Raw genomic sequence first — 12773 nt, 5'->3', positions numbered from 1 at the left:
TCAGGAAAGTCTCCGCCTGGCAAAAATGGTTTCTTTAACCCAAGTTGCCACCTAAGCGATTTTGTTGGCGATGAGCCGCAGGTTGTGGGCCAGGATGAAGGTGAAGACCTTGAGGACGAACCCCTCCGCGGTCACCGCATGGATACGCCGTGGGAAAAGCTGATGGAGCATGCTCCCCACCGTCTCCACCACCCTCCTACCCAGGATGGCCAGGTACTGCAGGTGAGGCACATACCGCTTGCTCCGAACCTTGCGGATGGGCATGGGCACCAGACCCTGGGCCTCCCGCAAGAGGTCCTCGTAAAGGGCGCTCTCGTACCCCCGGTCCATGCACACCTCCTTGCCCTCAGGGATGTCCAAGGGCAACAGCAGGAGGGAGGTGAGGTCGTGGAAGCTCCCTGGGGTGAGGTTCGCTTCGCAAATGAACCGTCCATCGTCCACCAAGAGGTGAAGCTTGTAGCCGTGTGAAGAAGACCCGCTTGCTGGGGATGTAGCCCCGGTAGACCCTTGCCGGGGCCAGGCGGGACCTTGGGGCTCGGATGTTCTCGCAGACGGGGATGGGGAAGGTGTCCAGAGCATAGCTTTGGGCGGTATGGAGCCTCTGCCAAACCTGGGACAGGAGGTGGAGGAGGGGGAGGAGGTAGACCTTTGCCCGATGGAGGCGCCGGTGGAAGCGGCTGGGGGAGGGGATGTGGCTGAAGAGGTGGAGTTCCTTAGCCAAGGCCAGGGCTTGGTTGTGCTTGCCGCCGAGCCCCAAGGCGGCCAGAACAGCCAGGGTCAAAATGGCGCTGGTGGGTACCTTGGTCTGAGGGTCATCCTTGTGTCCCATGGCCTTGAGGGCATCGTCTATAATGCAGAAGGCCGCTATAGCTTGCTGCAGCATGGCGGCCACTATTTTTTCCGAGTTCCAGAGTCCCTGGCAAGGGATAGGTGGCAACTTGGGTTAGAATAGAGCTACCAGAGCTACCTATGATGGAACCTACAGAGCGTCCCTTTGGTGAGCTCCCAGCCGCATTAGTAAACGAGGTGCGCCAACGCACCGGGGATCTGGGCCAGGAATTGCTCAACAACTTTGAGCAAATAAGCGCTCGTCGCCAAGAATGGCGAGAAATCCCGGAGCATAAGGGTTTGCTTCGCCGGGATGCTGAGCTTCCATATATGCCCATCCCGACGACTTGCGGTGCAGATGGCCCCTATGCTGTGGAGCGATTGTCGGCCAACGACCTGGTCGCCGCGGCGGCCGTCGCGGTGGAAGGCCTAATGCCTCCCTCCGAAACACGCTATTGGCTGGAACCTCATCACCTCGTTTGGGTTGAAACAGAAGCTCATGAGGCCGAAACCGGCACGATCCTGCGTGCCCTGATGATCGGCATGGAACTGAAACTGGCCTCGCAAGCACCACATGAGGTTGTCTTCCTGGATGGATCCCTCACCACCCCTCTCATCTCCTTTCAAGCGTTGGACAAGAGTCAGGACATCCCTTCGTTTGCTACTTGACCTGCACCCCCAGGACATGAAAAAAGGGGGATGCCATGCGACTCGATCGCGAGCATCCCCTTTACCATATTGACGCAGAAACCCTCCTGGTGGCTACCTACGTCTGGGTCGATGACCAGCTCAAAGCCCTCCAAGCCCAAGGAATGCGCTTGCCAAAACCCCAAAAGCACCAAAAGGCCACCCTCCCCGAACTCCTGGCCATCGCCCTCTCCCTGACCTTCTTGGGCCTGGACCTCAGCAAAGGCTACCTCCTCTCCCAATCCCTCCTCCGCCCCTACTTCCCCTCCCTACCCCACCTCTCCCGCTTCCTCCGCGTCTTGCAAAACGCCCAGCCCCTCCTGGCCCACCTGGCCCTCCGCCTGGCTCAGGGGCCCAGCCTCCTGCACGTGGTAGACCTGAAGCCCCTCCCCATGGCCCACGGCCACCGCATCCGGGGCTATGCCCTGCCCGGATCGGGGATTGGCGTGGGGCCCCTGGGAGGCTTTGCGGGCTACGCCCTGGTGGGGGTCATCAACGACCGGGGGCTGTTTCACCGCTGGGCCCTGTTGCCCGGGAATGCCCGGGAAACCTGGGCCAGGGGGCTTCTGGAGGGGCTGGAGCACGTTCTGGGGGACCGAGGCTTTCGCTGGGTGGAGGGCGTTCTCACCCCACCTTATCGCCTGCGGGGGAGACAGGTGGTGGAGACGGGATGGCGGGAGTGGATGGGGAGGGTGAGAAACTGGATCGAGACGCGTTTCAGTGTGATGGTGCGTTCCCTGGGGCTTGGGCGGGTTGAGGCTCGTTCCTACTGGGGGCTGGTGGCGAGGGTGAACCTCGTCCTCTTAGCCCACAACCTCATCCGGAGTCGGGTTCTCCTGAAGATGGCAGGGGTGGAGCTTTGAAGTAGCAAACGAAGGAATACCGCCTGGTCGTCCTGCCGATTGAGCCAGCGGGAAACCGCTATAGGCTGATGAACGAGGAGGAAGCACGTCGCAGAGGCTATGTGCATCTGGCCGAGTGGCTGGCCAAGGTGCAGGGGGAGTGGACGAAGCGGCGAGGCGCGAAGGCGGCAAGGATGACGGCGCTTGAGCGGCTTGATTACAGAAAGGACCTGACTGAGCAGAATCCTCAAGCGAATTACCGGGTGCTCTACAACGGTTCTGGGACATTTTTGACTGCGGCCGTCGTGGAACCGGAGCCCATCGAGTTTAAAGTTGGGGATCAGAGTATCCGGGTGCGTGGATTTATTGCGGATACCAAGGTTTATTACTGATACCAAGGTTTATTACTGTGAACTAAGCAGCTACGACGAGGCGTCGTTTCTTGCGTCTATACTCAACGCGCCGACGGTCGACAGGATGCTCAAGCCGATGCAAAGTCGCGGCTCTTGGGGGCCGCGCGACATTCACAAAAAACCTCTCGAGCTCCCTATTCCCCAATTCGACGCCGCCGATCCGACACACCGACGGCTCGCGCAACTGGGCAAGCGATGCAGCGAAAAGGTAAAGGCATGGCTTGCCGGCGGCGGCGCAGGCACCGTCGCCAGCATCGGCCGATTACGCCGTATGGCGCGGGATTTGTTGAAAGAGGAGCTGGCGGAAATAGACGCGTTGGTGGAGAAGATTTTGCGATGAGACCGGCGGCCGTGTTGCCAATGCATCCCTCGCAGGAGGAAGGACTGGCCCGGACTCCGGAAGGCCTGCGAGGCCCCCTCCGCCCGGGCCTGGGCCGCCGAAACCCTGGGCAGGATGGGCGAGGCGGCCCGACCCGAGACGCTCGCCGCCGTGGCCGCCGCCTTCCGGGAGGACGGGTACGTGTGGGTCCGGTGAGCCGCCTTGATAAGAAATTTACACCCCTCCCTCAGCTCCCCCCAGGCCACCAGTGGAAGAGGGTGTAGCTCCGGATGAGGGCATGCTGGGTCCGGAGGTACGCACACCGCGCCTCCACCCGCTCCCAAAGCTCCTCCTCCGTCTCCACCTGCCCATTGGCCACCCCCGCATCCACCAAGCTCCACACCCGCTCCACCGGCTGCAGCTCCGGGGAATAGGGCGGCAAGAACACCAACCCCACCCCCTCAGGTACCCGCAGCTTCGGGGAAGTATGCCACCCCGCCCGGTCCAGAACCACCAAGACCACCTTGCCCTTCCCAGCCCCTCGGCCCCGGGCAAAGGCCCTCAAAACCGCCTCAAAGGACACCGTGTCCACGGAGGGCAACAGCCAGTGCTCGTTCTCCCCCGTGTTGGGCCGCACGAAGGTGTAGACGTAAAGCCACCGATAGCGCGGCCTCTCCCAGACCAGAGGGGTCTTCCCCCGCAGGGCCCACAGGCGACGGCGGAGGGGCTTCAGGCCCAAGCGATGCTCGTCCAAGGCCCATCGGAGTAACCCAGGATCTTGGCCACCTGGGGGATAGGGTCCAAAGGCCACAGGGCGTGCCAGTGGGCCCGTTCCACTGGGTCTTCTGTCTCCCGATAGAGGGCGTGGAGGTTGTCGGGGTGGGGAGGGTTCTTGAGTTCCAGCCTGGGGCGGCGTTGGTGCTTAGCCAGTTGCATAAGCACATTCTGCCGGATGAGGTCATGGGGAGTTCTATTAGGGCGCCAAGGCTTTTCCTGGTCCTGGCCATAAGCGTGTCTTGGAGGGATAAACCCCCGCGATAAACCGTAGGTAAACCGTATGAGGCACCCCCCGGCCACACTACCGGGGGGTGAAGCTTTGCGTCTTGGACTTGGCGGGCCCGGAGGGATTCGAACCCCCGACCTACCGCTTAGAAGGCGGCTGCTCTGTCCACTGAGCTACGGGCCCACGAGAAAGGCCGGGGCGGTTTTCACCCCGGCCGGTTGGAGCGGGAGACGGGACTCGAACCCGCGACCCTCGGCTTGGAAGGCCGATGCTCTACCAACTGAGCTACTCCCGCATGGTCGGGGCGGCCCGATTTGAACGGGCGACCCCCTGCTCCCAAAGCAGGTGCGCTACCGGCCTGCGCTACGCCCCGGGGCCAAAGGCCACCCAAAGGCCACGATAACACCAGACCCCAGGAGGGTCAAGGCGTGCTACAATAGCCCCATGCGCTTAGGTCCGGTGGAAATCCTCCTCATCCTTCTCGTCATCCTCCTCCTCTTCGGCGCCAAGAAGCTTCCTGAGCTCGCCCGGGGGATCGGGCAGTCGGCCAGGGAGTTCAAAAAGGGTTTACAGGAGGGCGAGGAAACGAAGGAAGAGCCTAAGGCCTGAGGATTCCCTCGGCCACGGGCATCCCCCCGGGGGCGTAGAGGCGGTAGCCCGTGGGGCGCACGTAGGTGGCCAGGGCAAGGCCGTAGGCCCGGGCCAGGGCCACGGCCGGGGCGGTGGCTCCCGTGCGGCTGGCCAGGAGCACGGCGCCCATGCCGATGGCCTTGGCCGCCATCTCCTGGCTCACCCGGCCAGTGGAAGCCACCAGGACCGGGGGGCTTATCCCCCGCAGAAGCATGTAGCCTGCGAGGCGGTCCACGGCGTTGTGGCGGCCGATGTCCTCGTTGAGGTAAAGAAGCTGCCCCGAAAGGTCAAAGAGGGCGGCCCCGTGGATGCCTCGAGTCCGGGCGTAGCGGGAAGCATTCGCCCGGAGTTCGGCCAGGAGGCGCTGGGGGAGCTCGGGTTCCAGGCTCACCCGGGGCACCGGGGCAAGGCGGGGCTCCCCGTAGCGAAACCCCGCGGCGCAGCCGCTATCCCGCACCCCTAGGCCCCGCTCCGGCTCGTGGGGAAGGTCCACGGCCACCACGCCATCCCCCACCCAAAAGCGCACCCCCTCGAGGCTTTGCACCACCCCGCTCAGAAAAAGGTGCCCCAGGGCCAGATGGGCCTCGTCCCCCGGCGTGTAGCTGAGGGTAGCCCAGGGCTTTCCGTTCACCACCAGGAGCAGGCGCTCCTCTTCGGGAAGCGGAAACTCCGCCTCCAGAAAGCGCCCCCCCTCAAACCTCCACATCCTCTTCCTCCGCCATGGCGTACCCGGTCCCCTTGGCCCTCAGTATAGGATCCCATCCGGCCTGAAACCCTAAGGGGGGAGGATGCCCAAGCCCCCGAGCCGCCAAAACCGCCAGCCCAATACCCCCGCCCGGGGGCAAGGGCCTACCCGCGCCATCGCCAGGAAGTGGCCCTGCGAAACGCGGCCAAACCCCCAGCGCCCCCGGCCCGTCCAGGGGTAAATCAAGGGCATCCCCATGGGGATGCCCTTGGTCTATCCCGTTTGGCCAGAGCCCGCTAAAGCCGTCTAAGCACCTCCTCCGCCTCCTTGTAGCCAGGCTTTAGCTTCAAGGCCTCCTGGCACTGGTAACGGGCCCCCTCCTTGTCCCCCAGCTTCTCGTTGGCCAAGCAGAGCTGGTAGCGGTACTCGGCCCGCTTGGGCTCGAGGCGGACCGCCACCGTGAGGCGGCTTTTCGCCCGCTGGGCATCCCCCAGGGCCAGGTACACCTGGCCCAGGTAGTAGTAGGCCACGGGGAAGCGCAAGGGGGCCAGGGCCACCGCGTTCTCCAGGGCCACACCCGCCTCCTTGTGGCGGCCCAGGAGGAAATAGGCCTGGCCCAGGGTGTACCAACCCTCGGCGTCCAAGGGCTTGAGGCGGTGGCCCTCCTCCAAAACCCTGGCCGCCTCCTCCGCCCGTCCCTTCAACAGGAGGGCCGAGGCGTAGCGGACCCTTAGCTGCCCATCCTGGGGCGAAAGCTGGAGGGCTTTGGCGTACTGCTCCAGAGCCTCGTCCAAGCGGCCCGCCGCCAGGTAGAGCTCGGCCAAGGCCGCCCTCACCTCCGCCGTATCCTGCAAGCTGAGGGCCTTCTTGAAAGCCTCCTCTGCCCTGTCCGCCTGGCCCAGGAGGGCGTAGACCAAGCCCCTTTGGGCGTAAAGGGGAGGGTAACGGGGGTTTACCCGTTCGGCATCCCGCAACACGGTAAGGGCCTGCTCCAGGTAGGCCTTCCCCTTATCCCGGTCCTCCGCGGCCCTGTAGAGGGCCACGTAGGCCTCGGAAAGGACCATGTACCCCCCGATGTACCGGGGGTTCCGGGCCACCAGCCCCTTGGCGTTCTCCAAGGCGGGGTTGAGGAGCCCCACCTTGAGCTGGGCCCGGGCCAGCCAGTAAAGGACATCCGGGTCCTGGGGCCGTTCCCGTAGGGCGCGCTCAAAGAGCTCCAAGGCCGCCTCGTACCGACCCAGGGCGTAAAGCTGCACCCCGAGCCGGAAGGTATCCTGCTTCTCCACCTGGTTGGCCGGGGGCGGCGGGGTCTGGGCCAAACCGGATACAGCCAGCAAGCTAAAGGCCAAAAGGAACCAGCGCATCTTCCCTCCTAAAGCACAAACCGCGTAAGGTCAGGTGAGGCGAACACCACCTCAAGCCGCTGCTCCACGTAGGCCCGGGTGATCTCCACCCGGCCCAGGTCCGTTTGGAAGCTCACCTCCTCCAGCACCCGCTCCAAAACCGTGGCCAGCCTCCTGGCCCCGATGTCCTCCAGCTCCTGGTTGGCCCGGTAGGCCGCCTCGGCCATGGCCCTTAGGGCATCGTCATGGAAGACGAGTTCCGTGCCGTCTGCCCTCAAAAGCTCCGTGTACTGGCGGATCAGGGAGTTTTCCGGCTCCTTCAGGATGCGGTAGAACTCCTCGGGGCCCAAGGGGGAAAGCTCCACCCGGATGGGGAAGCGGCCCTGAAGCTCGGGGATCAGATCCGAGGGCTTCGCCACGTGAAAAGCCCCGGCGGCGATGAAAAGCACGTGCTCCGTGGACACCGGCCCGATGCGGGTGGAGACCACCGTACCCTCCACGATGGGCAGGAGGTCCCGCTGCACGCCCTCCCCGGAGACGTCGGGCCCCACGGTGCCCTCCCGGCGGGCCACCTTGTCGATCTCGTCGATGAACACGATGCCGTCCTCCTGCGCCCTCCTCCGGGCCTCCTCCTTCAGCTCCTCCTTGTCGATGAGGCGCTCGGCGTGCTGGTTCTTGAGGACCTCCCGGGCCTCCTTCACCGTCATGCGCTTGCGCACGGGGCGCTTGGGGAGAAGGCCTTTGAGCATCTCCCCCATGCCGCCAAAGCCCTCGGCCCCCAAAACGCCCATGAAGGGCAGGCCCATCTCCTCCTCCACCTGCACCTCCACGGAGAGGCTGTCCAGCCGGCCCGAGCGCACCTCGGCCACCGAGGCGCGAAGGAGGGTGGCAAGCTCCTCCTCCGCCAGGGCCAGGGCCTTTTCCTCCACCTTCTTCTTCATCTCCTCCAGCACCAACTGGTAGCTGGCCTCCGCCAGGTCCCGTACGATGGCGTCCACATCCCGCCCCACATAGCCCACCTCGGTGAACTTGGTGGCCTCCACCTTTACAAAAGGGGCCCCCGCCAAACGGGCCAGGCGCCGGGCGATCTCCGTCTTGCCCACCCCCGTGGGCCCGATCATGAGGATGTTCTTGGGGGTCACCTCCCGGGCCACCTCAGGGAGAAGCTTCTTCCGGCGGTACCGGTTCCTCAAGGCCACGGCCACCGCCCGCTTGGCCGCCTCCTGCCCCACGATGTGCTTGGAAAGTTCCCGAACGATCTCCGCGGGCGTGAGGTTCATGCTTCCCCCAAGGTTAACACCGTGACCTGGCCAGAGGTGTAGAGGTCCACCTCGGCGGCGATCCGCAAGGCCTCCTCCGCGATCTCCCGGGCGGAAAGCCCGGAGTGGCGGTAAAGGGCCTTGGCGGCAGCCAGGGCATAGGGACCCCCAGACCCCACCGCCAAAAGGGGTTCCTCAGGGGTGATCACCTCCCCGCTTCCGGATAGCAGCACCATGGCCTCCCGGTCGGCGGCGATGATCATGGCCTGGAGGTGGCGGAGCACCCGGTCGGTGCGCCAAAGCTTAGCGGTCTCCACCGCGCCCTTTAGGAGGTTGCCCCTGGCCTCCTTGAGCTTTTCCTCAAAGCGCTCCAAGAGGCTTAAGGCATCGGCCACCCCCCCGGCGAAGCCCACCAGAATGCCTTCCCCCACCTCGAGGCGCCTTACCTTCACCGCCCCTCGCTTGAGCACGGTCTGGCCGAAGGTGACCTGGCCATCCCCGGCCAAGGCGGTAACCCCGTCCTTGCGCACGGCCAGAATGGTGGTGCCGTGGATCTCCACAAGGGGCACCTTACCGCGTGGCCATGAGAAAGCCGTTAGGGGGGGATGACTAAGAAGCCAAGCTTCTCAACCGGGCCCAGGCCAGAGAGCCGAAGAGCACCACCGCCAAAACCTCGGGCCGTTTTCCCAAAAAAGCCCCCGCCCGCTCCACCTCCGCGCGGCGCACGTGGGGGTCAAAGGAAAAAATCCGAGTCATAAGGAATCCTCCACAAAGCCCAGCACCCTTTCCGCCAGCCGCACCGCCTCTTCCGCCTCCCAGTCCCTCGCCCGGTTCACGCCCCCATGGTAACCCCTTGCCGCCCTCCGCCACAAACCCCTTCCCCTCCTTGGCCCTAAACTGAAGGGGTGAAGGCCAAAACCCTAGGCGAACTCCGCAACGTCTATCCCTTGGCAAAGCTCAAGCGCACCGTCAAGGACGAGGCCCGGGGAAACCTCAAGGAAAAGCTCCGCAAGGGCGAAAAGCTCTTCCCCGGCATCCACGGCTACGAGGACACCGTCATCCCCGCCCTGGTCCAGGCCATCCTGGCCAAGCAAAACTTCATCCTCCTGGGCACCCGCGGGCAGGCCAAAAGCCGCATCCTGCGGAGCTTGGTGAACCTCCTGGACGAGGAGATCCCCGCCCTGGCCACCGAGCTTAGGGACAACCCCCTCAAGCCCATCTCCCCGGAGGGCAAGCGGCTTCTGGAGGAAGCCGGGGACGACGCCCCCATCGTCTGGGTGAGCCGGGAGGAGCGGTACGTGGAGAAGCTGGCCACCCCCGACACCACCGTGGCCGACCTCCTAGGGGACATGGACCCCATCAAGGCCGCCCGCAAGGGCACGGGGATGGCGGACCTGGAGAGCATCCATTTCGGCCTCCTTCCCCGGGCCAACCGGGGCATCTTTGCCGTGAACGAGCTGGCGGACCTGGCCCCCAAGGTGCAGGTGGCCCTCTTCAACATCCTGGAGGAGGGGGACGTGCAGATCCGGGGCTACCCCCTTCGCCTGCCCCTGGACGTCTGGCTGGTCTTCACCGCCAACCCCCAGGACTACACCGCCCGGGGCCGCATCGTCACGCCCCTAAAGGACCGGATCGGGAGCGAGATCCGCACCCATTACCCCAGGACCCTCGAGGAGGGCCTCAGGATCAGCGCCCAAGAGGCCTTCGTGCCCGAGGAGGTGGTGCTCCCCGAGTGGATCCGCCTTTCCGTGGAAGCCGTGGCCTTCGCCGCCCGGGAGGACCGGCGGGTGGACCAGACCGCCGGGGTCTCCCAGCGCCTGGCCATCAGCCTCCTGGAGGTGGTGGCGGCCAGTGCCGAAAGGAGAGCCCTCCTGCAAGGGACGAAGCCCGTGGCCCGGCCTTTGGACCTCTACGAAGGCCTCCCCGCCATCACGGGGAAGCTGGAGCTGGAATACGAAGGGGAGCTCCAGGGGGCAGAAAGGGTGGCCCGGGACCTGGTGCAACGGGCCTTTGGCCTGGTCCTTCCCCGCTACCGCCTTAGGACCGACCCCATTGTGGGCCATTTTGAGGAAGGGAACCTCCTCACCTTGCCCGAGGGAAGCGTGGAGGAGGCTCTGAAGGCCATGGAGGCGGTGCCGGGCCTCCTGGAGGCGGCCCGGAGCCTGGCCCCCAGCCAGGAACCCGAGGTGCTCCTTTCGGCGGGGGAGTTCATCTTGGAGGGGCTGGTGGGGCGGCGGAAGCTGGCCCGGGGGGAGATGAGCTACCAGGCAGCGGAAAGGACCCGGAGCTATGGCAACTAGCCTGGAACGGGACAGGGAGGCGGTGCTCACGGCCCTAGCGCCCCACCTCCAGGGCAAAGGGGTCAAGCTCATCCTCTACGGCTCCCATGCCCGGGGAGAAGCCGGTCGGGGCTCGGATCTGGACCTGGCCCTCCTGGGCCCTGCACCCCTAAGGGAGCTCCTTCCCCTCCTCAGGGAAGCCCTGGAGGAGGCGCCCGTGCTCAGCCGGGTGGATCTGGTGGACCTGGGGGAAGCCGACCCTGCCTTCCGGGAAAGGGTTCTACGGGAGGGAATCGTATGGGCCGAGTTCTAGAACGCCTGGCCCTAACCATGGCCGACGACCGCAACCTCACGGTGCACACCTACAACGAAGCCCTGGCCCAGGCCATCTTCGCCCGGCTTGGCGGCTACGCCCAGCTCATGGGCAAGGTTCTCGGGAGGATGTCAGATGAAGGCCATCCGCTATAGCCGCTACCAGGGGAGCCCGGAAAACCTTTCCCCTGAGGAAATCCTCTCCCTCCTGGAGGATTTCCTTCTGGACTCGGGGTTTTCCGACCCCTTCCAGCGCTACGATCCGGACCCGAACCGCACCCCCACCCTGGAAGACCTCTACGACGCCCTGCTACAAGCCCTGCTCAAGAACGAGCTGGTGCCCGAGGAGTGGATGCGGGAAGCCCGCTTCGCCGAGCGCAAGGAGGAAACCCGCCTCCACCAGGCCCTTCAGCGGATGCTGCAAAGGCTCCAGGAGGCGGGCTACCTGCGCCTGCCCGGGGAGGACCCCACAAACGCCCCCCAAGGGGGATACAGGGGCGAGGCGGGCGAAGCCCGCTTCGAGCTCACGGAAAAGGCCTCGGACTTTTTGGGCCTGAAGAGCCTCAGGGAGCTTCTTGGGGCCCTGGGCCGCAACGCCCCTGGCCTCCACCCCACCCCCACCACGCCCCCGGGGTGGAGAAGACCGGGGAGACCAAGGTCTGGAAGTGGGGCGACCCCCTGGAGCTCAACGCCCCCGAGACCCTCAAACGGGCTTTGCCCAAGGGCCTGGAGAACCTAAGCCCCGAGGACCTGGTCATCGACCTCTCCGAGTACACCGCCAGCATGAGCACCGTGGTCCTCCTGGACTGCTCCCACTCCATGATCCTCTACGGGGAGGACCGCTTCACCCCGGCCAAGCGGGTGGCCCTGGCCCTGGCCCACCTCATCCGCACCCAGTACCCCGGGGACCGGGTGCGCTTCGTCCTCTTCCACGACACCGCCGAGGAGATCCCCCTGGCCAGGCTTCCCCTGGCCCAGGTGGGCCCCTACCACACCAACACCAAGGCGGGCTTGGAACTGGCCAGGACCCTCCTCAGGAAGATGGGCGGGGAGATGCGGCAGATCATCCTCATCACCGACGGCAAGCCCTCGGCCCTCACCCTTCCCAGCGGGGAGATCTACAAGAACGCCTGGGGCCTGGACCCCCTGATCCTGGCGGAAACCCTCAAGGAGGCCACCCTGGCCCGTAAGGAAGGGATCCCCATCCACACCTTCATGCTGGCCCGGGAGCCGGAACTTTTGGCCTTCGTCAAGAAACTTTCCCAGATCACCCGGGGCAAGGCCTACCTCACCCACCCCGGCAACATCGGCCGGTACCTCCTCTTGGACTTCCTCAACAAGAAGGTCCGGAGGGGCTAAAGGGAAAAGGCCATGGAGGGTCCCCAGCCCAGGAGAAAAAATGGGAAGGCCCTTTGGGCGTTCCGGCTAAGCCTTCTTTTGGAAAGGTTGCGCCCCCACACCTATCCCAAGCCCCCTCCCGCCCTCATCCAGGAGTTTCCCCAAGTCCGCACCCCCCTCCGCCTGGACCTCCCCTATTACCCCGCCAGGTCTCGAGGAGGGTACACCTTTATCCCTTGGGACCCCTACATGGAGGAAGGGGAGGAGCTCCTTAGAAACCTCTAGCCCCGGCACCCCATGTCAAGATGGAAGCCATGGGAAAGACCCTCCCCTGGATGCTCCTCTTGGGGCTTTGGCTCCTATCCCCAGCCCTGGCCCAGGACTGGCGGCTTACCCGGAGCCAAACCCTGACCCAGGCGGGGGCCCGGGAGTGGCGGTATACCCTTAGCCCCTCCGGCAAGGAAGCCCAGGAGCTTTGGCGGAAGCTTTCGGAGCAGTACCGGGAGCATCTGCGGGCCGGGTACCGGGTGGACCTGGGGGCCTGGCGGCTCTACTTCCTGGGGGGAAGGCTAAGGGTGGAGCCCCACTGCCCGGCGGTGAACCCCGCCTGCTTCACCTTCGGGGCCCTTCCCGTGAGCAAGGGGCGGCAAGACCGGTTCCTCCTGGAGCTATCCCAACTCCTGCACCAGGCCCTGACCCAGGCCCAAACCACCGGGGGTGTGGTCCTCCTCTCGCGGCTATTCCGCCTCGAGGTCCCCCGCGGGGCCAACCCCCCCTATCCCGCAAGCCCCTCGGGCTGGCGGCCCTGAGGGCTCCTTGGCCCCTACGCTAAACT

General features: G+C 65.2%; 17 protein-coding genes, 3 tRNA genes and 2 pseudogenes. 11 read left to right on the top strand and 11 right to left on the bottom strand.

The genetic code is table 11. The features are described from left to right. Window positions 1-51: 51 nt before the first annotated feature. A pseudogene (locus tag BS74_RS13195) lies at window positions 52-883 on the bottom strand (transposase). A 143-nt stretch (window positions 884-1026) separates the two neighbouring features. Here BS74_RS13195 and BS74_RS04985 point away from each other — a divergent pair. From BS74_RS04985 to BS74_RS11880, 4 genes are all read left to right on the top strand, one after another. Beyond that, window positions 1027-1497 (top strand): hypothetical protein, encoded by a 471-nt coding sequence (locus BS74_RS04985; protein WP_185747698.1) that lies wholly within the window; start codon window positions 1027-1029, stop codon window positions 1495-1497. A gap of 35 nt (window positions 1498-1532) precedes the next feature. Continuing rightward, window positions 1533-2378, top strand: a complete 846-nt coding sequence (locus BS74_RS04980; protein WP_038056611.1) for a transposase — start codon at window positions 1533-1535, stop codon at window positions 2376-2378. 68 nt (window positions 2379-2446) lie between these two features. Beyond that, window positions 2447-2749: a hypothetical protein gene (locus tag BS74_RS04975; RefSeq protein ID WP_185747697.1), complete on the top strand. Its 303-nt coding sequence runs from the start codon at window positions 2447-2449 to the stop codon at window positions 2747-2749. After that, window positions 2715-3110 carry a hypothetical protein gene (locus tag BS74_RS11880; RefSeq protein WP_185747696.1) on the top strand — a complete coding sequence of 132 codons (396 nt, stop codon included), beginning with the start codon at window positions 2715-2717 and terminating at the stop codon, window positions 3108-3110. Before BS74_RS04975 ends, BS74_RS11880 begins: the two co-directional genes overlap by 35 nt. Window positions 3111-3336: 226 nt before the next feature. On the opposite strand, the gene BS74_RS04970 is transcribed toward BS74_RS11880, so the two are convergent. From BS74_RS04970 to BS74_RS04950, 5 genes are all read right to left on the bottom strand, one after another. Continuing rightward, on the bottom strand, window positions 3337-3843 hold the full coding sequence (locus tag BS74_RS04970; protein WP_038058859.1) for an IS630 family transposase: 507 nt from the start codon (window positions 3841-3843) through the stop codon (window positions 3337-3339). Next, the gene (locus BS74_RS04965) at window positions 3819-4025 is read right to left on the bottom strand and encodes a hypothetical protein (protein WP_245606077.1); all 207 of its coding nucleotides are present in this window, start codon (window positions 4023-4025) and stop codon (window positions 3819-3821) included. Before BS74_RS04965 ends, BS74_RS04970 begins: the two co-directional genes overlap by 25 nt. Before the next feature lie 174 nt (window positions 4026-4199). After that, window positions 4200-4275: transfer RNA gene (locus BS74_RS04960), tRNA-Arg, on the bottom strand. 36 nt (window positions 4276-4311) lie between these two features. After that, window positions 4312-4387, bottom strand: a tRNA-Gly gene (locus BS74_RS04955). 1 nt (window position 4388) lies between these two features. Beyond that, window positions 4389-4465 (bottom strand) — tRNA-Pro (locus tag BS74_RS04950). 71 nt (window positions 4466-4536) lie between these two features. Between BS74_RS04950 and tatA the strand changes: the two genes are divergently transcribed. Next, window positions 4537-4701, top strand: coding sequence for a twin-arginine translocase TatA/TatE family subunit (gene tatA / locus BS74_RS04945; protein ID WP_038056607.1), 165 nt, complete (start codon window positions 4537-4539; stop codon window positions 4699-4701). Here tatA and BS74_RS04940 read toward each other — a convergent pair. The 5 genes from BS74_RS04940 to BS74_RS11875 form a co-directional block, all read right to left on the bottom strand. Then, window positions 4691-5428, bottom strand: coding sequence for a formate dehydrogenase accessory sulfurtransferase FdhD (locus BS74_RS04940; protein ID WP_038056605.1), 738 nt, complete (start codon window positions 5426-5428; stop codon window positions 4691-4693). The two genes, tatA and BS74_RS04940, sit on opposite strands and share 11 nt — an antisense overlap. Before the next feature lie 275 nt (window positions 5429-5703). Continuing rightward, window positions 5704-6771 carry a tetratricopeptide repeat protein gene (locus tag BS74_RS04935; protein WP_038056603.1) on the bottom strand — a complete coding sequence of 356 codons (1068 nt, stop codon included), beginning with the start codon at window positions 6769-6771 and terminating at the stop codon, window positions 5704-5706. Between the two features lie 8 nt (window positions 6772-6779). Then, on the bottom strand, window positions 6780-8030 hold the full coding sequence (gene hslU, locus BS74_RS04930) for an ATP-dependent protease ATPase subunit HslU (RefSeq protein WP_038056601.1): 1251 nt from the start codon (window positions 8028-8030) through the stop codon (window positions 6780-6782). Beyond that, window positions 8027-8569: an ATP-dependent protease subunit HslV gene (gene hslV, locus BS74_RS04925; protein ID WP_038056597.1), complete on the bottom strand. Its 543-nt coding sequence runs from the start codon at window positions 8567-8569 to the stop codon at window positions 8027-8029. Before hslV ends, hslU begins: the two co-directional genes overlap by 4 nt. Before the next feature lie 49 nt (window positions 8570-8618). Next, window positions 8619-8765: a hypothetical protein gene (locus BS74_RS11875; protein WP_185747695.1), complete on the bottom strand. Its 147-nt coding sequence runs from the start codon at window positions 8763-8765 to the stop codon at window positions 8619-8621. A gap of 149 nt (window positions 8766-8914) precedes the next feature. Between BS74_RS11875 and BS74_RS04920 the strand changes: the two genes are divergently transcribed. The 6 genes and pseudogenes from BS74_RS04920 (at window position 8915) to BS74_RS04895 (ending at window position 12747) form a co-directional block, all read left to right on the top strand. Continuing rightward, window positions 8915-10309, top strand: coding sequence for a sigma 54-interacting transcriptional regulator (locus BS74_RS04920; RefSeq protein WP_038056594.1), 1395 nt, complete (start codon window positions 8915-8917; stop codon window positions 10307-10309). After that, complete coding sequence (locus tag BS74_RS04915) at window positions 10299-10601, top strand: nucleotidyltransferase family protein (RefSeq protein ID WP_038056592.1); 303 nt, start codon at window positions 10299-10301, stop codon at window positions 10599-10601. The genes BS74_RS04920 and BS74_RS04915 overlap by 11 nt, the downstream gene beginning before the upstream one ends. Next, window positions 10586-10756 (top strand): nucleotidyltransferase substrate binding protein, encoded by a 171-nt coding sequence (locus tag BS74_RS04910; protein ID WP_245606076.1) that lies wholly within the window; start codon window positions 10586-10588, stop codon window positions 10754-10756. The genes BS74_RS04915 and BS74_RS04910 overlap by 16 nt, the downstream gene beginning before the upstream one ends. Beyond that, window positions 10737-11959 (top strand): annotated as a pseudogene (locus BS74_RS04905) (vWA domain-containing protein). Before BS74_RS04910 ends, BS74_RS04905 begins: the two are co-directional and overlap by 20 nt. Before the next feature lie 12 nt (window positions 11960-11971). Further along, complete coding sequence (locus BS74_RS04900; RefSeq protein ID WP_051946746.1) at window positions 11972-12223, top strand: hypothetical protein; 252 nt, start codon at window positions 11972-11974, stop codon at window positions 12221-12223. 29 nt (window positions 12224-12252) lie between these two features. After that, window positions 12253-12747, top strand: a complete 495-nt coding sequence (locus BS74_RS04895) for a hypothetical protein (protein ID WP_038056590.1) — start codon at window positions 12253-12255, stop codon at window positions 12745-12747. Window positions 12748-12773 lie beyond the last annotated feature (26 nt).

It is taken from the genome of Thermus amyloliquefaciens (genome assembly GCF_000744885.1).
In the GTDB taxonomy this organism is placed as follows: Bacteria; Deinococcota; Deinococci; order Deinococcales; family Thermaceae; genus Thermus; species Thermus amyloliquefaciens.
This window is presented reverse-complemented; position numbering and strand designations above follow the sequence as displayed.